Source organism: Limosilactobacillus antri DSM 16041, from assembly GCF_000160835.1.
Classification (GTDB): domain Bacteria; phylum Bacillota; class Bacilli; order Lactobacillales; family Lactobacillaceae; genus Limosilactobacillus; species Limosilactobacillus antri.
This window is the reverse complement of sequence record NZ_GG700737.1, coordinates 37,372-63,927: the sequence shown is the minus strand read 5'-3', so window position 1 is coordinate 63,927 and position 26,556 is coordinate 37,372. Positions and strand designations below refer to the sequence as shown.

20 protein-coding genes and 2 other annotated features are annotated in these 26,556 nt (G+C 53.9%); all 20 genes read right to left on the bottom strand.

What is annotated here, in order from left to right:
• Window positions 1-17 precede the first annotated feature (17 nt).
• The 20 genes from mutL to HMPREF0494_RS09230 all read right to left on the bottom strand — a co-directional run bounded on the left by mutL (window position 18) and on the right by HMPREF0494_RS09230 (window position 26,519).
• Window positions 18-2,045: a DNA mismatch repair endonuclease MutL gene (gene mutL / locus HMPREF0494_RS09325; protein ID WP_007124708.1), complete on the bottom strand. Its 2,028-nt coding sequence runs from the start codon at window positions 2,043-2,045 to the stop codon at window positions 18-20.
• Between the two features lie 13 nt (window positions 2,046-2,058).
• Window positions 2,059-4,701, bottom strand: a complete 2,643-nt coding sequence (mutS, locus tag HMPREF0494_RS09320) for a DNA mismatch repair protein MutS (RefSeq protein ID WP_040459030.1) — start codon at window positions 4,699-4,701, stop codon at window positions 2,059-2,061.
• Between the two features lie 167 nt (window positions 4,702-4,868).
• Window positions 4,869-6,422, bottom strand: coding sequence for a ribonuclease Y (rny, locus tag HMPREF0494_RS09315; protein WP_007124706.1), 1,554 nt, complete (start codon window positions 6,420-6,422; stop codon window positions 4,869-4,871).
• A 194-nt stretch (window positions 6,423-6,616) separates the two neighbouring features.
• Window positions 6,617-7,690 (bottom strand): recombinase RecA, encoded by a 1,074-nt coding sequence (recA, locus tag HMPREF0494_RS09310; RefSeq protein ID WP_040459029.1) that lies wholly within the window; start codon window positions 7,688-7,690, stop codon window positions 6,617-6,619.
• 91 nt (window positions 7,691-7,781) lie between these two features.
• On the bottom strand, window positions 7,782-9,029 hold the full coding sequence (locus HMPREF0494_RS09305; protein WP_007124704.1) for a competence/damage-inducible protein A: 1,248 nt from the start codon (window positions 9,027-9,029) through the stop codon (window positions 7,782-7,784).
• A gap of 164 nt (window positions 9,030-9,193) precedes the next feature.
• Window positions 9,194-9,778, bottom strand: a complete 585-nt coding sequence (gene pgsA, locus HMPREF0494_RS09300) for a CDP-diacylglycerol--glycerol-3-phosphate 3-phosphatidyltransferase (protein WP_040459028.1) — start codon at window positions 9,776-9,778, stop codon at window positions 9,194-9,196.
• A gap of 18 nt (window positions 9,779-9,796) precedes the next feature.
• Window positions 9,797-10,888: a helix-turn-helix domain-containing protein gene (locus tag HMPREF0494_RS09295; RefSeq protein ID WP_007124702.1), complete on the bottom strand. Its 1,092-nt coding sequence runs from the start codon at window positions 10,886-10,888 to the stop codon at window positions 9,797-9,799.
• Between the two features lie 86 nt (window positions 10,889-10,974).
• Window positions 10,975-12,273, bottom strand: a complete 1,299-nt coding sequence (yfmH, locus tag HMPREF0494_RS09290) for an EF-P 5-aminopentanol modification-associated protein YfmH (protein ID WP_007124701.1) — start codon at window positions 12,271-12,273, stop codon at window positions 10,975-10,977.
• A gap of 5 nt (window positions 12,274-12,278) precedes the next feature.
• Window positions 12,279-13,532 (bottom strand): EF-P 5-aminopentanol modification-associated protein YfmF, encoded by a 1,254-nt coding sequence (yfmF, locus tag HMPREF0494_RS09285; RefSeq protein ID WP_040459027.1) that lies wholly within the window; start codon window positions 13,530-13,532, stop codon window positions 12,279-12,281.
• 159 nt (window positions 13,533-13,691) lie between these two features.
• Window positions 13,692-14,540, bottom strand: a complete 849-nt coding sequence (locus tag HMPREF0494_RS09280; RefSeq protein WP_007124699.1) for an amino acid ABC transporter substrate-binding protein — start codon at window positions 14,538-14,540, stop codon at window positions 13,692-13,694.
• A gap of 21 nt (window positions 14,541-14,561) precedes the next feature.
• The gene (locus tag HMPREF0494_RS09275) at window positions 14,562-15,236 is read right to left on the bottom strand and encodes an amino acid ABC transporter ATP-binding protein (protein ID WP_007124698.1); all 675 of its coding nucleotides are present in this window, start codon (window positions 15,234-15,236) and stop codon (window positions 14,562-14,564) included.
• Window positions 15,237-15,247: 11 nt separating this feature from the next.
• Window positions 15,248-15,889: an amino acid ABC transporter permease gene (locus tag HMPREF0494_RS09270; protein WP_003714449.1), complete on the bottom strand. Its 642-nt coding sequence runs from the start codon at window positions 15,887-15,889 to the stop codon at window positions 15,248-15,250.
• Window positions 15,890-16,084: 195 nt separating this feature from the next.
• Window positions 16,085-16,316, bottom strand: a binding site (T-box leader).
• Between the two features lie 53 nt (window positions 16,317-16,369).
• Window positions 16,370-16,906, bottom strand: a complete 537-nt coding sequence (gene mreD, locus HMPREF0494_RS09265) for a rod shape-determining protein MreD (protein WP_040459026.1) — start codon at window positions 16,904-16,906, stop codon at window positions 16,370-16,372.
• Window positions 16,907-16,911: 5 nt separating this feature from the next.
• Window positions 16,912-17,769: a rod shape-determining protein MreC gene (gene mreC / locus HMPREF0494_RS09260; protein ID WP_007124696.1), complete on the bottom strand. Its 858-nt coding sequence runs from the start codon at window positions 17,767-17,769 to the stop codon at window positions 16,912-16,914.
• A gap of 145 nt (window positions 17,770-17,914) precedes the next feature.
• Window positions 17,915-18,916 (bottom strand): rod shape-determining protein, encoded by a 1,002-nt coding sequence (locus HMPREF0494_RS09255; protein WP_040459025.1) that lies wholly within the window; start codon window positions 18,914-18,916, stop codon window positions 17,915-17,917.
• A 147-nt stretch (window positions 18,917-19,063) separates the two neighbouring features.
• Window positions 19,064-19,693 carry a JAB domain-containing protein gene (locus HMPREF0494_RS09250; protein WP_040459024.1) on the bottom strand — a complete coding sequence of 210 codons (630 nt, stop codon included), beginning with the start codon at window positions 19,691-19,693 and terminating at the stop codon, window positions 19,064-19,066.
• A gap of 48 nt (window positions 19,694-19,741) precedes the next feature.
• Window positions 19,742-21,058 carry a bifunctional folylpolyglutamate synthase/dihydrofolate synthase gene (locus HMPREF0494_RS09245; protein WP_007124693.1) on the bottom strand — a complete coding sequence of 439 codons (1,317 nt, stop codon included), beginning with the start codon at window positions 21,056-21,058 and terminating at the stop codon, window positions 19,742-19,744.
• Between the two features lie 83 nt (window positions 21,059-21,141).
• Complete coding sequence (locus HMPREF0494_RS09240; RefSeq protein WP_007124692.1) at window positions 21,142-23,793, bottom strand: valine--tRNA ligase; 2,652 nt, start codon at window positions 23,791-23,793, stop codon at window positions 21,142-21,144.
• Window positions 23,794-23,873: 80 nt separating this feature from the next.
• Window positions 23,874-24,086, bottom strand: a binding site (T-box leader).
• A 44-nt stretch (window positions 24,087-24,130) separates the two neighbouring features.
• The gene (thiI, locus tag HMPREF0494_RS09235; RefSeq protein ID WP_040459023.1) at window positions 24,131-25,351 is read right to left on the bottom strand and encodes a tRNA uracil 4-sulfurtransferase ThiI; all 1,221 of its coding nucleotides are present in this window, start codon (window positions 25,349-25,351) and stop codon (window positions 24,131-24,133) included.
• Between the two features lie 19 nt (window positions 25,352-25,370).
• Window positions 25,371-26,519 carry a cysteine desulfurase family protein gene (locus HMPREF0494_RS09230; RefSeq protein ID WP_007124690.1) on the bottom strand — a complete coding sequence of 383 codons (1,149 nt, stop codon included), beginning with the start codon at window positions 26,517-26,519 and terminating at the stop codon, window positions 25,371-25,373.
• Window positions 26,520-26,556 lie beyond the last annotated feature (37 nt).

Genomic DNA, 26,556 nt, shown 5'->3' with positions numbered 1-26,556 from the left:
GAAAAACTCCTTTATCCCTAAAAGTCATGATCGTCAAAATCGTCCGCATACGGAACGTGGGACTCCTGAATCCGTTTAAACATCTTTTCGAGGTCGCGGTCGTTAAAATGGACCGTTACCGGCCGCCCATGGGGGCAGTTAAACGGGTTTTCGCACTGCGGGAGCCGCTTTAATAGGGCCCGGGCTTCCCGATCATCCAGGTGGCGGTTAGCCTTAATGGCCCGCTTACAGCTCATCATAATTGCCGTCTTCATCCGAAACTGCTGGACGGTCAGCTTGCCATCCTTAATCAGCCAGTCAATCATTTCCCGGACGGTGTCTTCCTCCTGTCCCTCCTTAAACCAGGTCGGGTGCGACCGCAGCAGGAAACTGTTTTGCCCAAAGTGTTCCAACCGAAGCCCGACGCTGGCCAACACGTCGGCGTGGTTAGTAATGGTGAGGGCATCAACCGTTGAATAGTTCAACACTAACGGTACCAGGAAGGTCTGCTGGTCGGCGCTGACCTGGCCGATCTCTTGGCGGTAACGTTCGTAGTTAATCCGTTCCTGAGCGGCGTGCTGGTCCACGATATACAAGCCGTCACTAGCCTGGGCCAGTAAAAAGGTCCCCTGGAGCTGGCCAATATATTGCAGGTCCGGGAAGCGGCCCGTTGCCTGGTTGCTCTTGTCGTGAACGTCCAGTTCTAAATTCTCGGCTTTTGCCGGCGGGGTCTGCTGGTCAGCGGTCTGCAAGGCCCCCTGATCCGAAATCCCCGTGGGCAGTTTTTCGTCCTGGTAGCGGGTATCAAACTCCTTCATTCGGGCAGAATTTAGCTGACTGCTCTGGTGGATAATCACCGGCGCGGGAATCTGACTGTCGACCGTATCCGCCCCCGCCTTCGCCGTGCTCGTTGGCTGCGGGGAAGCCGCTTTTGCAGTTGAACTAGGCGATTCTGGCGTGCCGGCCTGGTGGACCCCATAGGGAACCGCTGCCTCAGTTAAGCGGCGGTTGAGGTCGTTAACCAGATCCGGGTCTGGTTGCGGACTAAACCGGTCCGCATCCACGTCGGGAATCAAGTTTTCCCGGGCGATCCGCTGGCGAATAGTCTGAGCGATCAGTTTAGCCAGCTGGTCCTCCTTGCTCAAGCGCACCTCGCGTTTTGCCGGATGAACATTCACGTCCACCAGCACCGGGTCCAATTCAATATTCAAGACGGCCACCGGATAGCGCCCCACCATTAGCTTTGACTCGTAGCCCTGGATAATGGCCTTAGTCAAGGCGTAATTCCGGACGTAGCGGTGGTTGATCATAATCGTGATGTACTGGCGGGAGGCCCGGGTCAGCTCCGGCAAGGAGACAAAACCGGTCACCGCAAAGTCGTTGTCCGTGCCCTGGATAGCCAGCATCTTCCGGCCGGCCTGAATTCCGTAAATCGTCGCGATAACCTGCTGGAGGTTGCCGTTGCCCGCTGACCGAAAAAGCTCCTTGCCGTTATGGGTAAAGCTAAAGGCCACCTGGGGATTGGCCAGGGCCAGCCGGTTAATAATATCGGTAATCCGGGCCAGTTCGGTGTGGGGAGACTTCAGGTACTTCAGCCGGGCTGGCGTATTAAAGAACAGTTCTGTCACCCGGACGTCGGTTCCCCGGCGGGCTGGCGCTGGTTGGTTAGCGACCAGCTCGCCCCCGCGGAGGTGCACCAGTCTTCCCGCAGTTGCTCCCGCGACCGCCGTCGTTAGTTCAACATCCGCGACCGAGGCAATGCTGGGGAGCGCTTCGCCGCGAAAGCCCATCGTCTGGACCCGGAAGAGGTCGTGGCGACTGCTAATCTTACTCGTGGCGTGCCGTTTGAAGGCCAGTTCCACGTCGTCAGCAGCGATTCCCTGACCATCGTCAATTACCCGAATGCTATCAAGGCCGGCATTTTCCACGATGATGTCAACACGCTGGCTCTGTGCGTCCAAGGAGTTTTCCACCAGTTCCTTAACAATTGAGGCTGGTCGTTCGATTACTTCCCCGGCCGCAATCTGGTCGGCCAGGATGTCGTTTAACTCATGAATTTGCCCCATTCACCTTTGCACCTCACTTTAGCTTCTGCTGCCATTCATAGAGCTGGTTCATTACCTCCATCGGTGTCATCCCCATCAGGTTCAGCTCCTTCAGCTGGTTAAGCACCCGCGCCGCTGTGCGATCCAGCTTCTTGGCGGCCGGTTGGGGATTAAACAGCTCCAGCTGACCATTTTGTTCAACCAGCGGGGCGGCTGCCTGTGCCCCTTCCTTAACCCGGTCTGCCGGCGAAGCAGCGGACTGCTGTGGCGCCAGCTGGACCGGAGTCTTCTTGGGCAGTGCTGCTTCCTTGCTTTCCAGCTTTTGCAGAATTTGGTCCGCCCGCTTTAAAAGCGGCGCGGGCATCCCTGCCAACTTTGCGACGTGGATCCCGTACGATTTATCCGCTGGACCCGCACTGACCTTGTGGAGGAAGACCAGCTCGCCATTTTTCTCCGTCGCCCCGACGTGGACATTCTTTAGCCGGGGAAGGGTTTCTTCCAGGCTGGTCAGTTCGTGGTAGTGGGTAGAAAAGAGCGTCTTCGCCCGGACGTGCTGGTGAACATACTCAATAATCGCCTGGGCCAGGGCCATCCCATCATAGGTAGCGGTCCCCCGGCCAATTTCGTCAAACAGAATCAGGCTCCGGTCCGTGGCGTGACTCAGGGCATTATTTGCCTCCATCATCTCCACCATAAAGGTACTTTCACCGGAAATCAGGTCATCCGCCGCCCCAATCCGGGTAAAAATTTGGTCAAAGATCGGCAGTTCCGCCCGGCTCGCGGGAACAAAGCAGCCCATCTGCGCCATCACCGCGGTCAGCGCCAACTGCCGCATATAGGTGCTCTTCCCGGACATATTGGGCCCCGTGATCAGGAGGATATCCGTATCGTCACCCATCTGAACATCGTTGGGAACGTACTCCTGGTGCCCCATAAACTTTTCCACCACCGGGTGGCGGCCGTCCTTAATCTGCAACTGGTGGCCGCTATTCATCACCGGCCGCACAAAGTGGTAGTCTTCGCTAACCACCGCGAAGCTCTGTAAAACATCTAGTTCGGATAAGGCCTGGGCTAACTTTTGCAGGCGTTGAATTTGCCCTTTGACCTGTTCACGAATTTTTACGAAGAGGTCGTACTCTAGGGCCACCGACTTCTCCTGGGCGCCGAGGATCAAGGCTTCCTTTTCCTTCAGCTCTGGAGTGGAGAAGCGCTCCGCGTTGACCAGGGTCTGCTTGCGCTCGTACCGGTCCCGCGGGATCTTATCCAGGTTGACCTTGGTGACTTCGATGAAGTAACCGAAGACGTGGTTGTAACCGATCTTTAAGTTATTGATGCCGGTCACCTGGCGTTCCTGCTCCTGAAGGTCGGCGATCCACTGCTTGCCGTTATTCATTGCGTCCCGGTACTGGTCCAGCTGGTCATTATAGCCATCCTTGATTACCCCGCCATCGGTAACCGCAATCGGCGGCTCCTCGACAATCGCCTGGTCGATCAAATCGGCAATGTCCGCCAGCGGGTCGAGCCGGCTGGTAAGGTCCGCAAAAACGGGCGAGTCTAAGGTTTCTAGTACGTACTTGATCTTGGGAACCTGCTCCAGGGAAGTCTTTAGCTGGATGAGGTCCCGACCATTCACACTGCCGTACGCGACCCGACCGGCTAAGCGTTCCAAGTCGTAAACCTTAATCAGCTCCTCTTGAAGGTTGCTCCGCTCAAAGTAGTGGTCGAGCAGCTCGGCCACCTTATCCTGCCGCTCCTTAATCGCGGCGGGATCGATCAGCGGCCGGTCCAGCCACCGCTTTAGCAGGCGGCTCCCCATCGCCGTCTTGGTTTCATCCAGCAGCCAGGACAAGGTCCCCTGCCGCTTGCCGCTGCGCAGGTTGGTCATCAGCTCCAGGTTAGTCTTGGAATAATGGTCAATTTTCATAAACGCGCTGGGCTGGTAAGCAACCGCCCGCTGCATATGGGCGAGGGACCGCTTTTGCGTCGTCAGCAGGTAGGAAACCAGCAGACCGACGACGTGCCGTTGCCCGGCGGCGGTGAGGTCCTGGGTCAGGTAACTGATTTCGGACCGGTTGAGGATTTCGCTTTGCTGGGAAAGCAGGATGTGCCGACTATCCAGGGCTGCCTTTAGCCGGTCCGGCAAGTCGCCCTCCCCGACAACCTCCTTGCTTTGCAGGTTAATTAATTCGTTAACCACCCCATCGACGTTGGCTAGGCTGGTCGTCTTGAGTTCCCCGGTCGACAAATCGGTATATGCCAGGTCAAAGTGGCCGCTTGCTGGGCTGATAGCTGCCAAATAGTTGTTCTGCCGGGCCTGGTCGCCGTTAAGGTCCATCTGGGTTCCGGGAGTAATCAGCCGGGTCACGGCGCGCTTAACCATTCCCTTCGCCTTTTTCGGGTCTTCCATCTGTTCGCAGATTGCGACCTTGTAGCCCTTGTCAATCAATACATCAACGTAGCTTTCAACGGCACGGTGGGGTACCCCGCACATCGGAATTGGATTTTTGGCACTGTGGTTCCGGGTCGTAAGGGTCAGCTCGAGCAGCTGGGCCCCCTTCACCGCGTCTTCGTTAAAAAGCTCATAAAAGTCACCAAGCCGATAAAACAAAAAGGCGTCTGGGTACTGGTCCTTTACCTTTTGATACTGTTCCATCATTGGTGTTTGTTTTTTTGCCAACAAGTTCACCTCATTAAAAACTCTGCATAAGTTACATATGATAATTATATTTTCTGGACCCCGCCAGTGCAAGCGGGCAGTCGGCACCCGCATTATTATCTTTAAAATAGCAAAGAGGTTGAGTTGATTCCCAACCTCCTGTTTGATAACGCTGGCTGATTGGCTAACTACTTTGCATAGTCAACCGCCCGGACTTCACGAATAACCGTTACCTTAATATGGCCTGGATATTCTAACTGTTTTTCAATTTGTTGTTTAATATCATGAGCCAAAGTCGTTGCTTCCATGTCGGAAATCTTCTTCGGCTTGACAATTACTCGCAATTCACGACCAGCCTGAATGGCAAAACTATGGTCGACACCATCGTAATTATTAGCTATTCCTTCTAGCTTCTTCAGCCGTTGAATGTACTGCTCCAAGGACTCGCTCCGGGCACCCGGCCGGGCACCAGAAATTGCATCTGCCGCCTGGACCAGCACGGCGATGACCGATGTCGCTGGCACGTCACCGTGGTGGGAGGCGATTGTGTTGACCACAACCTTGTTCTCCTTGTACTTCCGCGCCAATTCAACCCCCAATTCGACGTGGGAGCCATCAACCTCGTGGTCAACCGCCTTCCCAATGTCGTGGAGGAGTCCGGCCCGTTTAGCCAGGGCAACGTCTTCACCTAGTTCTCCCGCCATGATCCCGGCCAGCTTGGCAACCTCAATCGAGTGGCTGAGGACATTTTGTCCATAGCTGGTCCGGTACTTCATCCGGCCAACCGTCTTAATCAGGTCTGGATGCATCGCGTGAATTCCAAGGTCAAAGAGCGCCTGCTCACCAGTTTCCCGGAGCTGACTGTCCATGTCCTTGCGGGCCTTATCAACCGCCTCTTCAATCCGTGCCGGATGAATCCGGCCATCCTGAATCAGCTTTTCCAAGGCCAGCTTGGCAATTTCCCGGCGAACGGGATCAAAGCCGCTCAAAACGACTGCTTCCGGCGTATCGTCAATAATCAGGTCAATTCCAGTTAGGGTTTCTAAGGTCCGGATATTCCGGCCTTCCCGACCGATAATCCGGCCCTTCATATCGTCATTCGGCAGGTTAACAACCGAGACCGTCGTTTCAGAAACGACGTCGGCAGCGCTCCGCTGAATTGCCTCCACAATCAGCTTCTTAGCATTACGCTCCGCGGTCACTTCGGCTTCCTGCTCACTGTCACGAATCATTACTTCCCGCTCGGTCTTGAGCTGTTCCTTCATTTCCGTCAGAAGCAGGTCTTTCGCATCGTCGTGCGACATCTGCGCCACTTTCTCTAACTCGGTCTGGCGCTGCTCCACTAAGGCGGCAGCTGCCTGCTGTTGCTGGCGCAGTTTTTCGGTTTCCTGATCCAGTTTGTGTTCACGTTTGCCAACCGCTGATTCACGCCGTTCTAACGCGGAATCTTTGTGGTCAAGGCTGGTTTCCCGCTGCAGGAGTCGGTCCTCCTGCCGCTGAACCTCACTGCGGCGCTGTTTTAGTTCATCTTCAACGTTTTCACGGTACCGGTGGCTTTCTTCCTTCGCCTCCAGGATTGCTTCCTTTTTCGCCGTTTCCGCTTCGCTCTTCGCGGTCGAAATAATTCCCGTAGCGGTCTGCTTCGCTGCTGCTAACTGTTTTTCGTAGGTTCCCTTACGAATAGCATAGCCAATAATAAGACCGACAACCATAGCAAGCGCGGCGAAAATAAATAACTGCATAATTTCACCCCCGCTTCAACTATTTTGTTGTTGGTTGGTTAATAATTTTCACCGTGTCACGCTAAAAAAAAGCATCACACAAATTAAATTTTAAGCTTGGTCAAGGAAGGTGTCAACTATTATTATTTAGTCGCCTGCCCAGCAAAAAAGGGAGCAACAGCTACCCGTGCTCCCTTAATTGTTTAATCAACTAGTTAGTTTTTACTGGCCTCTTCAATGGTTTCTTGCTGGCCAGCAGGAGTGTCACCATCGTCAGCCGGTTTCTTGCTTTCTTCCAGAGGCTTCATCCCGTTAGCAACCCGGACCTTATTCATCAGTTCCATCATGCTGTCTGGGTGGTCAGCAAGCCATTTCTTGGCATTCTCCCGACCCTGGCCAATCCGTTCGTTGCCGTATGAGTACCAGGCACCACTCTTCTTGACTAAGTCCTGTTCGACTGCCATGTCGAGCAGTTCCCCGGTCTTAGAAATGCCTTCCCCGTACATAATGTCAACTTCGCACCGCTTAAACGGTGGCGCCACCTTATTCTTGACAATTTTGACCTTAGCCTTGCTCCCCACCACGTCGGTGCCGTTTTTAATCTGCTCCGCCCGGCGGATTTCCATCCGGATGGTGGAATAGAACTTGAGGGCCCGGCCACCGGTAGTCGTTTCGGGGTTGCCGAACATGACCCCGACCTTTTCCCGAATCTGGTTGATAAAGATCGCAATCGTCTTGGTCTTGTTAATTTCACCGGAAAGCTTCCGCAATGCTTGGGACATTAGCCGCGCCTGCAAGCCAACGTGGTGGTCCCCCATATCGCCATCGATTTCAGCCTGGGGAACCAGGGCGGCAACGGAGTCAATGACGACGAGATCAATTGCGCTGGTGGCAATCAGGGCATCGGCAATTGCCAGCCCTTCTTCACCGGTATCCGGTTGGGAAAGCAGGAGGTTGTCGACATCCACGCCGAGGGCCTCCGCATACTGCGGGTCTAAGGCGTTTTCGGCATCAATATAAGCAACGGTCCCGCCCTGACGTTGAACTTCCGCCACGGCATGGAGGGCCACCGTCGTCTTCCCCGAACTTTCCGGACCATAAATTTCTACAATTCGGCCGCGCGGATAACCACCAACACCAAGGGCCTTGTCGATCGCCAGTGAACCACTGGAAATCGTGGCGATCTTCATGTCGGCGGCATCACCCATCCGCATAATCGAACCCTTACCAAAGTCCTTTTCGATCTTTTGAAGTGCTTTATCTAATGCTGCTTTACGCTGGTCTGCCAAATTACTTCCTCCTTTATCGGACTTAATCTCTGTCAATTAACGATACCAGTTTTCCCCACAAAACTCAAGAAAAATGCGAACAGCGGTTCGCCTAGCCCTGTAACGCCCGGAAAGCCATTTGCAGGCCGTACTGGACACTCAAATTTCTGATTTCCTGGCGGCCCAGGTAAGCAGCGAGGTGGAGCTCCCTCGTTTGGCTTGGCTGGCCCCGCCGTGCCAGGCCGAGCCAAACCGTTCCTGCCGGTTGGCCCTCCAGGTCGTCTGGTCCGGCCACCCCGGTAAAGGACAGGCCGAAGTCGGCATCGAGCCGCTCCCGGCTCTTTTCTGCCATTTGCGCTGCGGTCTGGGCACTCACAACCCCGTGGCCGGCAATCACGGCCGGGTCAATTCCTAGAAGCCGTTCCTTAGCACTCGCCGCATAGGTTACAAACCCGCCCCTAAACACCGCGGAGGCTCCCGGGACTGAGCACACCGTGCTTTGGAAAAGTCCGCCCGTCAAGCTTTCGGCTCCGGTAATGGTTTTCCCCTGGGCCGTTAGCAGCTTCACGACTTCCCCCACCAGGGTACACTTATCACCAAAGCCAAAGAAGTATGGGCGCTCGACGGCCAAGATCGCAGCCGTCACCTTCTCCAGGAGGTCATTAGCCTGGGCGAGCGGCAGGTCATAAACGTTAATCCGTACCTGGATCTGGCTCGGCTGAACATAGGAGGTCACCGTCATATCCGAAAATTGCGCCGTTGCGGCCTCAATTTCGGCCATTAACTGCGTCTCGGGCCGCCCTAAAAAGTTGAGGGTCCGGCTGCTAATTCTCCTTCCGGTGCCGTACTTAGCAACTAGGCGCGGTTTGACACTTTTCTCCAGCATCGCCCGAAATTCCGCTGGGGGCCCCGGAAGAACCACCAGCTGTAAACCATCATGTTCGTACCAGCTTCCCAAAGCCAGGCCAACCGGGTTTGCCAACGGGGACCCGCCGGTCAGGTAGCGAGCCTGCTGAATGTTGTCCGGGAGCATTTTAATCCGGCGGGCCTTGAACGTTTCCTTAATCCACTCCCAGTGCTGGTCATCCGTCGTCAGGCCCGTTCCTAGCGCAATAGCGGTACTCTTTAAGGTAACGTCGTCGGTCGTGGGTCCCAGCCCGCCACAGACGAAAATAAGCGACGCCCGTTGTCGTGCGCTGTTAATCGCGGCAACAATCTGTTCCTGGTCATCCATGACGGTCACCTGGTGGGGCGCCTTGATATCCATCGCTGACAGCGTCCGGGCCAACAGCGGACCGTTGGTATTCGTCACCTGCCCTAAAACTAACTCCGTTCCGACCGCAATAATCTCTGCATCCATGTCAGGACCCTCCTATTATTTAAACACGGCTTTGCGCCGCAATTGCACGAAGAATTTCAGCAAAGGCAAAAAAGGAGTGGGCCAGAACTAGCCGTCCTAGTTCGGTATCCCGCTCCCGTCAGCGTCCGCTCAAGTCAGCAAGACGCGTCATTACATTAATTTGATTACTTAAAGCCGTCCGAGAAAACGCCCCGTCCCTGGACGAAGTAGTCGATCCCAGAGTAGACGGTGAAGAACAGGCAGATGTACAGCATAATCTGACCAAACGGGATGTTCCAGATGGCAAAAATAACGTTGTTTAGCAGTAAGAAAATGATCGCAATAAACTGTGTCGTGGTCTTAATCTTCCCCGGCATCTTAGCGGCGAGCACCGTTCCATCCTGTTCCACCAGCAACAGTCGTAAGCCGGTAACGGAAAGTTCCCGCCAGATGATAATCGTTGTGACCCAGGCCGGCACCACTTGACTACCGGTTAAGACAATAAAAGCGGTCATTACAAGCAGCTTATCTGCCAAGGGGTCGGTAAATTTACCGAAGTTGGTCACCAGGTGGTGCTTCCGGGCAATCCGGCCATCTAAATTATCGGTGATGGTGGCCGCGATAAATAAAATGGCCGCAATCAGCTGGGCCACCGGAATGGTTGCCCCCCAGAAGGTCACACTCCCCCAGCTAAAGGGAACTACCATCAGAATTAGGAAGAAGGGAATAATGATTAACCGAACAACGGTTAGCTTATTAGGTAAATTCAAAGTCTTATCCTCCCCGTATTAGCGCGTGCTTGTTTGCTGACCACCGTTAGTCGCAGCGGCTCCCTGATTGCTGGTCGTAGGGGCCGTCGTCTGCTGACGGTTAGTCGTCGTGGTATTCGTCGTCCCCGCGGTGGTAGTATTTGTCGTTGCCGACCGGTTTACCGAGCTGGCCGGATTATTCGTGGTCGTCCGCTGGCCATTATTTACGGTCGAATTGCCGGTGCTTGAAGAACTAGCGGTCTGACTGCCGAAGTTGATCGTAATCGTCCGGGTCGTTTGGGCCTTGCCGTTATTGGTAAAGTTAACCGTCCGGCCACCGAGTTTGATCGTCGTAACCGCCGGGTTGGTGACGGTAATTACCAGGGAAGTCGTCCCCTTGGCAACCTTAACGCTGGTCTTAGCATTAGCGGCCAGGGTCCGGTTTAAGAGGGTATTGGTGTTGTTGGCCACCGCCCGGACCGTTGAACTGCCGCTCGTCTGAATGTCTAAGGCCACTTCCTTGTTCAGCTTGCCCGCCGTGTAGGTAACGGCAGTGGCAGTCCGGCTCTGCTCCGTTAGCTTGACCTTGGCCGGACTAGTTTTGGCTGAGGCCTTCTTAGCAGAGGATGACTTCTTCCGGCTTTCCCCGGAAACGGAGACGGAACTGTTATCAATCCGGGTTGAAGAATCGCGGTGACTCCGGGCAATCGCGGTAATCCAGATTGCCGCCAGGACCACCACAATCACACAGGCGATGATAATCGTTGGCAGGTATTGGCGCGCCTTAGAAACACTATTGCTGACGGTCTTGCGCTGACTAGCCCGGGTTTCCACCGCCTGGGAGATATGGTCAGAATACTCTGCCGTCTTTGCCTCGGGCAGGTCATCATCATATTCCCGCAACAGTTCCTTGCCATCCAAGCCAACCGTGTCAGCATACTGCTTAATAAAGGCACGGACGTAAAAATCGCCCGGCAGTTCATCGAACTTTTCGTCCTCGATGGCGATCAGGTACCGCTTTTGAATCTTCGTGATTTGTTGAAGGTCGTCTAAAGTGTAACCCTTGGCTTGGCGGGCCTCCCGCAGCTTTTTGCCAATTTGAATTTGTTGTTCGCTGTCGTTTTCACTCATTATCTTATCTCCATTAATTGCTTAGTTTTACTCACTGGATAATTATATCATGCTAGCCGCAGGCTGAAAGTTAAGAAAAGGTTTCGTTACTGGTGCTGGGGAACGACTTGGTACACCGACATCGCTTGGGGTGCAAGCAGGTCATTCGCCGCCTGATGCAAATCAGCTAATTCAATTTCCCGCAAGAGCCGGATTTCATCCATCAGGTTGGCATTGTCGTACAAGCGGCCGGCATAGCGGTTGCCCACTGCTTCTGGAGAATCAAGCAGGCTAATCAGCCGGCCTAGTTCAGCCCGCTTGATCCCCGCAAAGCGCTCGGCTGCCTGGTTCAGTTCCTGGTCAGCCTTTTCCAAAATCGCCATGATTTCATCAGCAAAATCCTCCAAGCGGTCGGTATTGGTGCTGATTGCCGCAAAAGCAAAACCCCGTTGCAGGTCATAGCTATACCCGAAGGAATCGTCAATAATCCCCTGGTCATACAGACGCAGATAATTTGCTGAAGTGTCGTCCAATAATAGATCCAGCAGCAGGTCGACCGCCAGCTTATGTTTCAGGCGCTCGTGGCCGGTGGTAAAGACTTTCGTGCCCCGCACCCCGACCATGATTTTGGGCCGGGAAACGTTCATCGTCAACGACCGGAACGGAATCACATCGTGACCGGTGGCGTCATTCAGCTCGAACAGCCGCTGCGGCGCTTTTTGCGGCACGAACGACCGCCGCTCCTGGTTGGTCTTGACCCATGCCATCACCTGTGCTGGATTTAGCTTCCCCGCCAGCAGCAGGGTCATATTGCTCGGCTGATAAAAGGTCTGGTAGCATTCCATTAACGTGGCCGGCGTAATTTGACTGATTGACTCCACGGTGCCGGCAATATCAACCCGCATCGGGTCGTGCGGATAGAGGTTACCCAGCATTCCCAAATAGAGGCGCCAGCTCGGGTCGTCATTGTACATTTGAATTTCCTGGCCAATAATCCCCTGTTCCTTTGCCACCATCTGCTCCGTGAAGTACGGTTCCTGCACAAAGTCAAGGAGCACATCCAGGTTTTCGTGCAGGTGACTTGTCGTCGAAAAAAGGTAACTGGTCTGGGTAAAGCTGGTAAAGGCGTTGGAATCCGCGCCCAGCTCGCCAAAGAGGTCAAAGGCATCGTAATCCCGCTTTTCAAAGAGCTTATGCTCCAAGAAATGGGCCGTCCCGTCTGGCACCCACACCGGCTCATCCCCCTGGTAGGGAATAAAGTGATTGTCGATCGAGCCAAAATCGGTGGTCATGATCGCGTAGGTCTTGTTAAAGCCGGTCATGGGCATCAGCTCCACCCGCAAGCCGTTAGCCAGCGTTTCCCGGTAGACGGCCCGGTTAAATTCACGATAAAGATAGTTCTCCATTTAGTTTAATTCTCACCACTTAATAAGTATACCGCTTGCTTTTTCATCATCTTCGCCACCTTAACTACCTGGTCGCGAGTTACCGCATGGATCGCGGCTGCTTCGTCCTGGTTGGGCAGGCCTAGCAACCGGTTGGTCAGCCGTCGACCAAGGATGTTTCCGGCCAGGTCATTGCTCGACAGGTACTGGTTGGCTAGGCCGTTTTGCACTTCCGCAAACCGTTCAGCACTAAACCGGCCCGCTTGCAAGTCTGCCAACTGCTCATCAATCAGTTCCTCTACCTGGGCCGCCCGTCTTGAGTCAATCCCTGACTGCACGCTCACCAGGCCGTTAAACGGCATCAAGCGACTGGCCGCGTAATAGGCCAGGCCAGCCTGTTCACGAATATTCATGTACAGTTTAGAAAACGGACTGCCCCCAAAGAGGTCGTTAAAGACGAGCCCGGCATAGTACAGTTTCTCACCGCTATACACTGGCAGCTGGTAGCCAATGTTGAGCTTGGCCTGGCTGACCGGCTGGTATTCCACCTGCCGTTGGACCTGCCGGTAGAGCGGCTGCTGGTATAGAATCTCGGGCTGCTCCGCGGCATTTGGCCGGGGCGTAAACGGCAACTGGGCCAGCGCCCGCTCCACCTGGCCTTCATCAACGTTTCCCAGGAAGAAAATATCCACCCGGTCGTGGGCCATCATCTGCTGGTATGTCTGGTAGACGCTGGCGGGCGTGAGCTGGCTGATTGCCTGGGAGCGGCCAAAGCTCGGGACCTTCATTACCGAATTATCACGGTAGTAAAGGTCCAGCAGCCGGCGGGCAGCCCAAAATTGTTTATCATCGTAGTAGCCCTTAATGGTGCTCCGCAGGTTAATCGCCTGCCGGTTAAAGGTCGGCTCGTCAAAACGGCCGTTATCGGCAAGCGGGTTAAACAGCATTTCCTGGATCACCGCCACCAGTTGCTGGAACAGGTCCTCGTTTGCCAGCTCATTATTGACAAAGCTGGCTTTCAGGCGGACGCAGTGCAGCCGGCCGACCCGGCTGACCCCCATGTTGACGTATGCACCATACAAATTCGCTAACCGGTCGGCCAGCGCGGTTTGCGTCGGGTACTTCTTCGTACTGGTTTCGAGTAAATTGGCTAACAAGTTCCGCGCCGTAGCATTCTCCGCCGTTTGCGGCGTGGCAAAGTTAATTAGGAGCTGGTTCATATTAAATTTGTTCGTGGGAATTACTTCTAAATTGACCCCCGTGGTTAATTGATACCGCATCAAGATCATCCTTCCTGTCCAAAACACTCAATTCCATCCGGATTTAATGATACGTTATCTGTTCAGCAAATTCAAACCAGCGGTTACAGGCGCAGAAAGCGGCCTCCAGGATCAGTGGTTGCTGAGCGCTGGAGGTCGCCATTTAAAACCGGTGCGTTGTTATTCGCTATCTGGTCCGAGGAAGTTGCTGTCCCTCCCGAACCACTTCTCATTAATCTTGCGGAGCTGGCCATCTTTTTGCAGCCGGCCCAAGCCCTGGTTGATTTTCTTCTGGAGGGTTTTGTCACCCTTCCGCATCCCAACGCCGAAGTATTCGACCGGCAGTTGCTTGCTCTCATATACCTTGTAGGCGTTTTTATCCTTCTGGTGGTCAACATAGTAGTCGGCGTACACCTGGTCCATTAAGATTCCCTGAATCCGGTTGGCGTTTAGGTCGATAAAGGCGTCCGGGAAGGTATCGTAGAGGACCGCGGACTTGTTCTTAATCTTATCCTTTAATAACTTGGGTTTCGCGTCCAACACTGCCGCCCCGGTGGACCCATTCTGCACACCGAGCGACTTCCCAGCCATCCCGTTTAGGCCGTCAATGTGACTGCTCTTCTTCGTTACCAGGACCTGCCGGTTCTCCAAATACGGCCGGCTAAAGGCCACCTTCTTCTTCCGGCTCGGGTTCATGGAGTAACCATTCCACAGCAGGTCAATCGTACCGTTTTTCAACTCGGTTTCCTTCATTGACCAGTCGATCGTCTGAAAGTCAACCTTAATCCCGTACTGCTTAAAAACTGCCCGTGCCAAGTCGACGTCATAGCCGACCAGCTTACCGCTCTTTTCACGAAAGCCCATCGGCACAAAGCTGTCGTCGAGGCCAATCACCACTTTTTTGCGGCGTTCAATCCGCGACCAGGTATCCTGGGTATTTGCCCGGGTCGTGACGCTCTCGCAGCCCGCCAGCAAAACCGCGGGAACAAGCAGAAGCAGCAGTAGCCAGATTGCTTTAATCTTTTTCATATGCCTCTTCCCCTTTTCTTATTACGCGTTCTTCCCTAAATCTTCCACCTGGTCAACGGCCTTATCGAGGGCCTTCACCTTCAAAATATCGTCGGCAATCGTGTCGGCAAAGTCAAAGTCGTGGGTAACGACCAGTTGCGTCATCCCATCCTTTTTCAGCCCCAGGATAATTTTGGCAACCTCCTGGCGCAGGTTGGGGTCAAGGGCCGAAGTCGGTTCATCATAGCACAGGATTTTCGGCTTCATCGCTAGTGCCCGGGCAATTGCCACCCGCTGCTTTTGCCCCCCAGATAGCTGGTAGGGATAAAGGGCACCCTTGGTACTGAGGCCGAGTTCCTCCAGGAGCACCTTGGCGTCCTTGACCGCCGCCGCAGTATCCTTTTTCAGCACCATCGTCGGGGCCAGGGTGATGTTGTCCATCACTGACAGGTTGGGAAAGAGGTTGTAATCCTGGAAAACTACGCCGATTACCCGGTCGGTGTCCTCACTCCCCTGGGGATCAAAGGGCTGACCATCAATCAAGAATTGACCACTGTCCGCCCTTTCCAAGCCGGTGATGCACCGCAGCAGGGTGGTTTTCCCGGCACCGGAGGGACCAACAATGCTTAAAATTTCGCCATCCTTAACCGTTAAGTTAACGTTATCCAAGATGACCCGGTTGCCAAAACTCTTCGTTAAATTCTTAACTTCTAACATTGCAATTCCTCCTACTTAAAGTATGCGTAGCGTTGTTCAACCTTCCGCAGGATCAGCGTGCAGATCCCAACCAAAATCAGGTAAATCAAGCCGACTAAGAGCAGCGGCAACAGGGTGACGTCCCGTGAGGTAGCGACATTCCCGGCCCGGAGCAGGTCGCCCAGTCCGATCACATAGACCAGTGACGAGTCCTTTACCAGGTTAATTACTTCGTTCCCAATCGACGGGATCACAATTTTGACCACTTGGGGAATCACAATCTTGCGCAAGGTCTGCCAGTAGCTTAGCCGAAGTACCCGGGCAGCTTCAAATTGTCCCTCATCAATGGCCTGGAAGCCGCCCCGGAAGATTTCCGCAAAGTAGGCCGCGTAGTTTAAGATGAAGGCGACCAGCGCCGCGTCGTACCGCTGGAAAACGATGCCGATAATCGGCAAGCCATAGAAAACAAAGATTAATTGCAGCAGCAGCGGTGTGCCCCGCATCAGCCAAACGTAAATTTCCAAAATCCACTTGAGGGGGCGGATCTTAGAAATCAGCCCCAAGCTGACGAGGATTCCCAGCGGTAAAGAACCGATCAGCGTCCAAAAGAAGATCTGCAGGGTTAAGGACGCCCCCTGGAATAATGACGGTAAAATCGATGAAATATAAGACATATAGTTATCCTCCTTCTCGTGTTCAGCAAATGGCCCTAAACAAAAAGTCCTCTAGGATCCAGCTGGATCCTAGAGGACGAATCAATCGTGGTACCACCTCTGTTTGCGGCCGCTTCACAGCACCCGCCTCGGTAAGTTCATCAGTCTCGCACTCACAACGCTAGGTAAATAAAAACACCCCCGAGCCAAATTGGCTACGAGGGCGTTTCCGCGGTTCCACCTCATCTTGTCAACCCCTCACGGCAGCTGACCTTTGTGAGTTCATCTTGATAAACTCCGTGCTGTAACGGGCGACCCCGGACCAACCTACTAGGCTTCAGAAGGTCAACTCACAGATGTGATTCAGGTGCTTCAACAGGTCCTTTTCCACCAATGCGGACTCTCTTTGCTATTAAAAACACCTTACTAGTCTGTTCATTGTCATTTGCTTTATTGATTGTAAATGATACTACACTCATTGGATTTTAATGTCAAGCCAATTTAGACAGTTTTTTCCGTCGTCGCCCAGGAATAGAGGGCCCGGATCGGCCAGTAGAGGACGACAAAGTAAACGAGGTTTAACGCTAAGGTCGGGGCTAGTGAGAAGGCCAGGTAGTCCCCAAAGCCGACACTGGTAATTCCGACCAGCGAGTAGGCCCAGTAGTTGACCGTCGCAAACACCACGATATCAATAAAGAAGATCATGATGTTGGTCAAAAAAGACGGGTTAAAGTAGTGGGCCAGCAGCCGGGTTAAAGCGACAATGCAGGGGAAGAGGACCATGTACAAACCCAGGATCCCTGAAATGTAGACATCCGCGACCACGCCCGCCGCAATGGCAAACGGGATTAATGGAATCTCGATCCCGTTTTCAAAAAAGTAGGACAGCACCAGCCACAGAATTACCAGTTCGCTAGCCATCGAATACGGGTACCGGAAAAACAGCGGTGCCCAGACGTGACTAAGCGAACCATCCAGAAACAGGCAGACAAACAGGCCAATTGGGAAGACATACTTTAAGCGTGATAATCGATACATAGTAATCACTCCTGAGCAGTGCTTTCCGCAACGGTCACAATGTTGATGTCATTGAAGTTGCTAGCGGGGGTAATGTAGACCTTTTGGGCCAGGCCGTAATCATCCTTGCCAATCCGGGCCACTTTGCCGACATAGAGGCCCTTGGGGGTAACGCCGCCCATTCCACTGGTAACGACCTTCGTCCCCTTCTTGATCTTTGCCTTGGAACTGACCTGCCCCATCACTAGCTCGTTGCGGTCGGCATTATAACCGGTAATAATACCGTTTACCAGCTGGTCGTTGCTGCCGCCAATGGAAATCGCAAACCGGCTTGAAGCCTCATTAGTGTCACTGAGCAATTCAACCTTGCTGTTTGTCTTGTTGACTTCCACGATCCGGCCGACCAGCCCGCCGTCACTCATCACCGGCATATTCTTTTTGATCCCACTGGACTGGCCCTTGTTAATTACCAATTGCTGCTGCCATGAAGATGGTGTCCGCGTTAACACGGCGGCCGTCACGGTATCATAATCAGTCATCGATTTTCCCAGTTTGAGTTCCCGCTTTAATTGCTGGTTCTCGTGGGCCAGCGTCTGGTCCCGAACCTTCGTCTGTGCCAATTCCGTCACTTGCTGCTTTAATTCACGGTTCTCCGAGTAGGTATTCATTAAATCGTTCACCGAGCTGAAGCTGGTTTGCAGCCAGTTAACCGGCAACGCAACCGCACTATCAGCAAAGCCAACGATATCGTTGCCAAACTGCTGAATCAATGGCGGCGTATTCCGCCGGTTGCGGAGGGTAACTGATCCTGCCATAAGGCCAAAACAAACAACCAGAATTACCACAATGATCACCAACCGACGATTGGAAAAGAATTTTTGCATGCTAATCCTCCATTGTGGGCAAGATAATAAAAGGGGGCTAGACAAAACAAATCGTTTTGCGACCAGCCCCGCCTATCACTAGCCAAATCTAATGATATATATTTGACTGTCAATCGACAGCTATCTAAAAATCATTTCTCTTTGCTTACTTCTTCATTACGTCAATGCTCTTCAGCGATTCACCGGTCCCGATGGCAACACAATCCAGCGGGTCGTTGGCGATAAACACTGGCACCTTGGTAGCGTCCGCAATGACGTCTGGCAGGTGCTTCAACAGTGCCCCACCACCAGTGAGCACAATCCCGTGGTCAATCACGTCCGCAGCAATTTCTGGAGAAGTCTCTTCAAGCGTGCCCTTGATAGCATTAATAATGTTTTCCACAACGTCCTGAAGGGCGGTTGAAACATCCACGGCGGAGACCTCCATCGTCTTTGGCAGGCCCGTTACCAGGTCCCGGCCCCGCACTTCTGTCGTCCCCATTTCTTTGGCGGATTCAACGGAAGCAGAACCAACATCCCACTTCAGCTTTTCGGCCGTCCGTTCACCAATCAGTAGGTTCATGTTCTGCCGAACGTATTGGGCGATGGCATCGTTCATCTTGTCACCCGCCATCCGAATCGACCGGCTGGAAACAATCCCGCCCAGCGAAATGGTGGCAACGTCAGTCGTCCCACCACCAATATCAACAACCATACTCCCGGTTGGGTCCATTACTGGCAGGCCGGCACCGATTGCGGCCGCAAAGGGTTCTTCAATTACGTAGGCATCCCGGGCACCCGCAACCCGCGTAGCGTCGATTACGGCCCGCTTTTCCACTTCCGTAATCCCGCTTGGGACGCAGACCATCACGTATGGTTTGCCGTTCCCATTACCGAGGGCCTTGTTGATGTAATACTTCATCATCGCAACGGTGGTATCGTAATCGGCAATTACCCCGTCCTTCATCGGCCGAATTGCAACAATACTTTCTGGGGTCCGGCCGATCATGTCGCGGGCGTCGCTCCCAACAGAAATCACTTCGTTGGACTTCGCATTCCGTGCAACAACTGACGGCTCCCGGAGCACGATTCCCTTCCCCTCAAGGTAGACAATCGTGTTCGCGGTTCCCAGGTCGATTCCCAAATTTTTGGTTCCGATTCCTAGCACTCTGTTTCTTCCCTTCGTTTTCAAGACTAATAATCTTTTGAATTCAATATCGTGGATATTATACCATAGCCACGGATTACATACGAACATAAATATACATTATTAGCCGTCAGGGGTAAAACCCCACCAGGGAAATTAATTATTTCTTTACCTTTCGCCGTTGCTCTGCTGGCTTTCCCGCCAGCTAAAGTACCGTTCCTGGCCAACAATCAGGAAGTCCAGCAGCTGGATCCCCAGAATTCGGCTGCCCCGCTCAAGCCGCTTTGCAAAACGCAGGTCCTGGTCCGAAGGTTTGACGTCCCCGGACGGGTGGTTATGGACCATTGCAATGCCGGTCGCTGACTGCCGCAGCGCATAGGCGAAGATTTGGTCAGGGTACAGCAGGCACTCGCTATGCCCGCCCTTAAAAACCGTCTTATAGTCAATAACGTCATTATGCACATCGGTACAGGCAATCACCACGCTCTCCTGCTCGTCCCCCGCAAAGTAGTCAATCATCTGCTGGCCAAGGGTAACGCTGGAGTAGGCGTGACCGCAAATTTCCGGGTGGCTCTTCCCCACCAGTTGGCCTAGTTCAATTCCGGCAATCAAGGCCCGCATCTCTGGGCCCCACTCCAGGACCTGGGCCCGCTGTGTCCTTGACATCTGCTTGACCGCCACCGGGTTGGGAAACTGCTCCAAAAACTTCAGAAAGAGTTCCTCCCCCCGCTTGATCGTGGCAGCGGGAATACTCCGGACTAGCAAGTTAACGTACTGATCTTCCACTGAGTTAGTCATACTTATCATTCTCCTTTTCGGCTCTAAAGAATAAATACGACCAATCCCCTAATTTGCATCAAATAAGTGGCGAACTTCTGAAATAAAGTAGAGTGACCCGGTGACAATCATTACGTCCTCACTGCTCAATTCGCTGGCCACTTGCTGGAAGCCCGCTTGCCACTGCGCGGCGGTTTGAATCGGGTAGCGAGCCCGAATCTGGCGGGCTGCCGCGGCCAGGTCGGCACTCGGCCGCTTGGGGCCCGGGCCGGCAAAGTGGGTAACCGTAATGTGGACATTACCCAGGCTCGCCAGCTCGCCGAGCATCAGCTCGTATTGCTTATCAGCTAAGATCGCCACCAGCAGGTAGACGTCCCGGTCGGCAAAATCGTCACGGATGGTCTTGACGAGCGCCTGGACCCCGGGAAGGTTATGCGCCCCGTCCAATAGGACCAGCGGTTCCGTATTTACAACTTCCAGCCGGCCCGGCCAGTGTGTTTCCGCCAGTCCGGCAATTAAGGCGTGTCGGTCCAGGGGGTAGTGGCCCGCCTCAAGAAACAGTTGAACGGCCGTTAACGCCACCGCGGCATTTTCTACCTGGTAATCACCGCCAAGGCCCAAGCGTGCCCGGAGCCGGTGGACGGCCAGCCCAGAATAAATGATGGGAGCGAAGAAGCGGTGAGCGGCGGTCTTCTTAACCGTAAAGTCGCGGTCCAGCGCGTACAAGCGGGCGTCCTTGGCCGCCGCCGTCTGTTCAACCACGGTTGTGGCACTGGCCGGCAGGCGGCCAATTACTACCGGCCGTCCCTGCTTGATAATCCCCGCCTTCTGCTCGGCAATTGCCGCCAGGGTGTCGCCAAGGTATTTCATATGGTCCCAACCAACCGTAGTGATCACGCTTACTTCAGGAACGATAACGTTTGTCGAATCATAGAGGCCGCCGATTCCAACTTCCAAGAGGACCACGTCGGGCCGTTTTTCCGCCATGTATAAGAACATGATGGCCGTGTCAATTTCAAATTCTGTCGGCCCCCCTTCCGGCAAGAGCTGGTCGAGTTTCGCCACCACCCCCGCTACCTGGTCCGTTAACCGGACCAGGTCTTCGTCGCTAATCGGCTCGCCATCAAGCTCAATCCGCTCATTAAAGCGGGTGATGAAGGGCGAAGTAAAGCTGCCGACCGTTAGCCCGCTGGCAAGCAGCATCGACCGCATCATCGCCAGCGTCGACCCCTTCCCGTTGGTCCCGGTGACGTGGATGTACTCCAACCCTTCTTGGGGGTCGCCAAGCTCCTTTAGGAAGCGCCGCATCCGCTTGAGCGTTGGGATTTTCTTGAATTTCGTCCGCCCATGGATAAATGCCAGGGCCTCATCATACGTTGTAATCATCCTTGTTCTCCTTTAGTTAAAAGGGGCGGCCGCCAAGCCATTTGCTAGCTGGACGACCGCCCCTTGGGACAGCTCAATTCAGGTTAAGCATCTTGCAACGATGCCAAGCGGTCTTTTGCTGCCGCGAGTTTCTGCTGCCACTCAACCGCCTTTTGCTTTTCAGCTTCGACGACCTTGGCTGGCGCATTGTCAACAAATCTTTGGTTGCCGAGCTTCTTTTGGGAACGCTCAACTTCCTTTTCCAGCTTGGCAATCTCCTTTTCCATCTTAGCCCGTTCTTCATCCAGGTCGACCAACTCGGCCATCGGGATAAAGACTTCTGCTCCGGCGAGAATGCTGGACATTGCCAGCTTTGGTGCTGCCACGTCGGCACCGATCTTCAATTCTGCCGGGTGGCAGAAGCGGTCGATGTAGTCACGGTTGGCATTGAGCATTGCGGTGAGGTGGGTGTCCTTGGTCTTAACCAGAATGTCCACTGGCTTCGACATCGGCGCATTTGCCTCATTCCGAATGTTCCGCACCGCCTTGATCATTTCGATCAGGCTATCCATCTGTTCCGTCGCGGTTGGGTCGTTCAGGTCTGCGTTAGCCGTTGGGTATGCGGCCACCATGATCGACTCGCCATCGTGCGGCATCGACTGCCAGAGCTTTTCGGTCACGAACGGCATGATCGGGTGAAGGAGCTTCAGGGTTTGGTCCAGGACGTAGCCAAGGATGTTCTTAGTGTCGGCCTTTTCCTCGTCCGTTCCGTTATTCAGCTTCTCCTTAGTCATTTCGATGTACCAGTCACAGAAGTCGTTCCAGATGAAGTTGTAGAGGGCCCGGCCCACTTCACCAAATTCAAACTTCTCGGACATCTCGGTTACCTGCTCGATGGTGGCGTTCAGGCGGCTCAAAATCCACCGGTCGGCCAAGTCCCACTTGTCCTTGGCCGGCAACTGCGGTGCTGGCATCTCGCCAAGGTTCATAATTACGTAGCGGCTGGCATTCCAGATCTTGTTAATAAAGTTCCAGGCCGCGTCCATCTTGGTGTAGGAGAAACGAATGTCCTGCCCCGGTGTCGAGCCCGTAATCAAGAACCAGCGGAGGGCGTCGACCCCGTACTTCTTGATGACGTCCATCGGGTCAATCCCGTTCCCTAGGGACTTGCTCATCTTCCGCCCCTGTTCATCCCGGATCAAACCATGCAGGAGGACGTTCTTAAACGGTGCCTTGCCGGTAAATTCGAGTGACTGGAAAATCATCCGGGAAACCCAGAAGAAGATGATGTCGTAACCAGTAACCAGGGTGTTGGTCGGGAAGTAGCGCTTAAAGTCCGCGGAGTCGGTGTCCGGCCAGCCCATCGTGGAGAATGGCCAGAGGGCACTGGAGAACCAGGTATCAAGCACGTCGCTGTCCTGCTCCCAGTTCTCGGCGTCCTGTGGCGCTTCCATGCCCACGTAGACTTCCCCAGTCTGCTTGTTGTACCAGGCCGGAATCCGGTGACCCCACCAGAGCTGCCGGGAGATTACCCAGTCATGGATATTTTCCATCCACTGGGTAAAGGTATGCTCAAACCGTTCCGGAATGAAGTTGACCCGGTCGTCCGTCTGTTGGTTCTTGAGTGCCATTTCCGCTAACGGCTTCATCTTGACAAACCACTGGGTCGACAGGCGGGCTTCCACCTGAACCCCGGTCCGTTCGGAATGGCCAACCGAGTGGGTGATTGGTACGACCTTGAGCATGTAGCCCTGGTCTTCCAGGTCCTTAACGATTGCCTTCCGCGCTTCAAAGCGGTCCATGCCTTCATACTTGCCGGCGTTTTCGTTCATCGAGGCGTCCTCGTTCATCGTGTTCAGTTCCGGCAAATTGTGGCGTTTTCCGACCTTAAAGTCATTCGGGTCGTGGGCTGGCGTAATCTTCACCATCCCAGTCCCGAAGTCCGGCGTTACGTATTCGTCAGCGATGATTTCGATTTCCCGGTCAACCAGCGGAACCTTGACCTTTTTGCCGACCAATTCCTTGTAACGTTCGTCGTCAGGGTGGACAGCGACTGCTTCATCCCCAAACATCGTTTCCGGACGGGTCGTCGCAATTTCAATGTAGTCCTTGCCGTTGAAGGTCGTGCCATCGGTGAACGGGTACTTAACGTGGTAGAAAGCCCCCTGGTCGTCTTTGTGGACAACCTCGATGTCGGACAGGGCCGTCCGGGCTTGCGGGTCCCAGTTGATAATGTAGGTTCCCCGGTAGATCAAGCCCTTCTTGTACAGGTCAACGAAGACCTTCCGAACCGCCTTATTCAGCCCTTCATCCAGGGTAAACCGTTCCCGGTCATAGTCAACGGAAATCCCCAGCTTTGCCCACTGTTGGTGGATAATGTCGGCGTATTCGTCCTTCCAGTCCCAGACCTGTTGGACAAACTTTTCCCGGCCCAGATCATAACGGGAAATGCCCTGCTTGCGCAAGCGGGCTTCGACCTTTGCCTGGGTGGCAATCCCGGCGTGGTCCATCCCCGGTACCCAGAGGACGTCATAGCCCTGCATCCGCTTCTGCCGGATAATAATATCCTGCAGGGTCGTGTCCCAAGCGTGTCCCAGGTGCAGCTTCCCGGTAACGTTCGGCGGCGGAATCACGATCGAATATGGGTGGGCCTTCTTATCGCCACTGGGCTTAAAGAGGCCCTGGTCAATCCACCATTGGTAGCGGCCAGTTTCAACTGCCGCTGGATCATACTTAGTTGACATCTCTTTTGTCATCGTATAATCGCTCCTTTCACATTTTGTCCATTCCATCATCTTCGTAAGCACGACTAATAAAAAAATCGCCCCATCATTTCTGATAGGACGATTGCTCGCGTTACCACCTAAATTGAGCCAAGTGCCTTGACTCCCCTCGTTCATTGGGTAACGGTGATGAACCGGACCAGCCTACTATCAGTTCAGCCAGCCTGCTCCCGAGCTACGTTCGTCAGTCGGCAGCCGGACCCTTTCACCAACCGGCCCTCGCTAGGCACTGCTCAACTCACTACTCTTTCGGTCATTGCTTATTATGCTTGTATCATAGCTAAATAATTTTGCGGCGTCAAGCAGGAATTTACAGAAGTTCCGCGAAAACATCCTCGTTCTGGTTTAAAAAGTCTTCTCCCGGGTGAATTTCAGTAATCTTAATGCCCTCCAGGGAACGCTGAACCAGGCCCGCAATGTCGAGCCTCTGCTCGTACAGCCGGGCCTTCTTCACGCTCGGCTTGGTCTTCGGCGACGGCGGCGTGAAGACCGTGCAGCAGTCCTCATACGGCAGGATTGAGAGGTCATAGGTGTCGATGTCTTCGGCGATTTTGATAATTTCCGTCTTGTCGAAGGAGAGGACCGGCCGCAAGACGGGATAGTTGGTCACGTCTTCAATCGCCAGCATACTTTCCATAGTCTGGGAAGCAACCTGGCCGAGCGACTCACCATTAAAGATCGCTAGTCCGTGGCGCTTTTCCATAATCGCCGTTGCCAGCCGCAGCATCATCCGCCGCTGGACCGTCATCAGGTAGCCTTCCGGCACCTTTTCCTTCACGGTTTCCTGAATTTCGGTAAATGGTACCTGGATAAACCGAATGCTGCCGGAGTACTTAGCCAGCTTTTCCGTTAACTGTTTGGCCTTCGCAAGGGCCTGCGGACTGGTGTACGGCGGACTAAAGAAGTGGACCATTTCCATCGAAACGCCCCGCTTCATCCCCAGGTAGGCGGCCACTGGCGAGTCGATTCCACCGGAAAGCATCATCATTCCCTTACCAGCCGTTCCCACCGGCAAGCCGCCAGCACCCTTGATGGTTTCGCTGGAAAGGTAAATGCCGTCCAAACGGATTTCAACCCGGATCGTCAGGTCGGGGTGGTGGACGTCAACCTTCAGCTGATCCGGAAACTTATCCAAAAGGTCGCCACCCAGCCGGTTGTTCATCGCAAAGGTGTCAATTGGAAAGTGGTGGTCCGCCCGCTTGGTTTCGATTTTAAAGGTGACCGGCTTCGTCACCTGTTCCGCCACCATCGCTTCGGCCGCTTGAGCAACCGCTGCAAAGTCTTTGGCAACCTTAATTGACGGGGAAAAGGTTTGAATCCCGAAAACATCTTTCAAACGGGCCATCACGGCATCATAGTCGGCCCCGTTCAGTTGAACGTGGAGCCGGTCCTGCTGCGCGTGGACCTTAACTTGGCTAAATTGATGGAGGGCGTGGCGGACGTTCATCCCCAAGCGGTCAATAAATGATTTCTTATTGTGCCCCTTCGTGGAAAGTTCGCCGTAACGCACCATAATTTCAGTGTATTGCAAGTGGTTTCCTCCTTCGCTGCTAATCAATAATTTTTTGGAAGCCGGCATAGAGCTGGTCAAAGACGCGGTTAAATTCATCCGCGTCCGCCAGGGTATTCTGGTCACCGAGACTAATCCGGACCGCACTGGTGGCTTCGTTTTCCGGCACCTTCATGGCAGCCAGAGTCCCGGCTTCCGCATGCTTCTTGGAAGCGCATGCGCTGGTGGTTGAGATGTAGATTCCCTGTTCTTCAAAGGCGTGGACAATCGTTTCTCCCCGAACACCGACAATCGCAAAGCAGAGAACGTGCGGCGCAAAGCCAGTATCCCGGCCAGAGAAGATCCGGACATGGTCAAACTGCTTGAGGTGGTCGTATATCCGTTCCTTAATCGCCTGCTCGCTTTGCACGGTCGCCGCTTCCTTTTCCTTAACTAGGCGGATTGCCCGGGCCAGTGCCACATCACCAGGCGTGTTTTCGGTCCCGCTCCGCAGGGTCCGTTCCTGGCCACCACCGTCAATCAGCGGCGAGAGCTTCCGGCCACTCTTAACATAGACAAAACCGGTCCCCCGGGGAGCATGGAACTTATGCCCGGAGAAGGTTGCAAAGTCAACCCGGTCGCTGAAGACAAGGTCATCTAAGCCCTTGCCGATTGCTTGCACTGCGTCAACCATGTAGTGGACGTTGGGGTAATCCTTGAGAATTTCGCCAACCTCTTTAATCGGCTGGATGGTACCAATTTCGTTATTAACGGCCATGATGGATACTAAGATGGTATCGGAACGTAGGGCCGCCTCGACGTCTGCCGGATCAATCCGCCCCTCCTTGTCCACGGGGAGGTAGGTAACTTCAAAGCCCAGTTCTTCCAATTGGGCCATTGCATTCCGAACCGCCGCGTGTTCTACAGAAGTCGTAATAATGTGTTTGCCAAAGCGGTGCTTCGCCAGGGCGGTTCCCTTGATCACCCAGTTGTCACCCTCTGAGCCACCACTGGTGAAAATAATTTCACCCGGCTTGACACCCATTAGCTTGGCGATTTGCTGCCGGGCCTGTTCCAATAGGTTCCAGGCCTCTTCACCAAAGTTGTGCAGGCTGCTTGGGTTCCCCCAGATTTTTTGGCTAACCGTATCATAAGTAGCCAATACTTCGGGGGATACTTTTGTCGTCGCGCTATTATCAAAATAGATCATTGCATTTGCTCCTCTGATAATTTCATCTGACGGTCAT

Excerpts from the sequence above, each read along its gene's own strand:
- mutL (WP_007124708.1), bottom strand. The coding sequence starts at position 2,045 with ATGGGGCAAATTCATGAGTTAAACGACATCCTGGCCGACCAGATTGCG.
- HMPREF0494_RS09230 (WP_007124690.1), bottom strand. The coding sequence starts at position 26,519 with ATGATCTATTTTGATAATAGCGCGACGACAAAAGTATCCCCCGAAGTA.
- rny (WP_007124706.1), bottom strand. The coding sequence starts at position 6,422 with ATGCAGTTATTTATTTTCGCCGCGCTTGCTATGGTTGTCGGTCTTATT.
- HMPREF0494_RS09270 (WP_003714449.1), bottom strand. The coding sequence starts at position 15,889 with ATGTCTTATATTTCATCGATTTTACCGTCATTATTCCAGGGGGCGTCC.
- yfmF (WP_040459027.1), bottom strand. The coding sequence starts at position 13,532 with ATGCGGTATCAATTAACCACGGGGGTCAATTTAGAAGTAATTCCCACG.
- HMPREF0494_RS09295 (WP_007124702.1), bottom strand. The coding sequence starts at position 10,888 with ATGAGTGAAAACGACAGCGAACAACAAATTCAAATTGGCAAAAAGCTG.
- HMPREF0494_RS09245 (WP_007124693.1), bottom strand. The coding sequence starts at position 21,058 with ATGATTACAACGTATGATGAGGCCCTGGCATTTATCCATGGGCGGACG.
- HMPREF0494_RS09280 (WP_007124699.1), bottom strand. The coding sequence starts at position 14,540 with ATGAAAAAGATTAAAGCAATCTGGCTACTGCTGCTTCTGCTTGTTCCC.
- HMPREF0494_RS09305 (WP_007124704.1), bottom strand. The coding sequence starts at position 9,029 with ATGGATGCAGAGATTATTGCGGTCGGAACGGAGTTAGTTTTAGGGCAG.
- HMPREF0494_RS09240 (WP_007124692.1), bottom strand. The coding sequence starts at position 23,793 with ATGACAAAAGAGATGTCAACTAAGTATGATCCAGCGGCAGTTGAAACT.
- HMPREF0494_RS09250 (WP_040459024.1), bottom strand. The coding sequence starts at position 19,693 with ATGACTAACTCAGTGGAAGATCAGTACGTTAACTTGCTAGTCCGGAGT.
- HMPREF0494_RS09275 (WP_007124698.1), bottom strand. The coding sequence starts at position 15,236 with ATGTTAGAAGTTAAGAATTTAACGAAGAGTTTTGGCAACCGGGTCATC.
- yfmH (WP_007124701.1), bottom strand. The coding sequence starts at position 12,273 with ATGGAGAACTATCTTTATCGTGAATTTAACCGGGCCGTCTACCGGGAA.
- mreD (WP_040459026.1), bottom strand. The coding sequence starts at position 16,906 with ATGTATCGATTATCACGCTTAAAGTATGTCTTCCCAATTGGCCTGTTT.
- mreC (WP_007124696.1), bottom strand. The coding sequence starts at position 17,769 with ATGCAAAAATTCTTTTCCAATCGTCGGTTGGTGATCATTGTGGTAATT.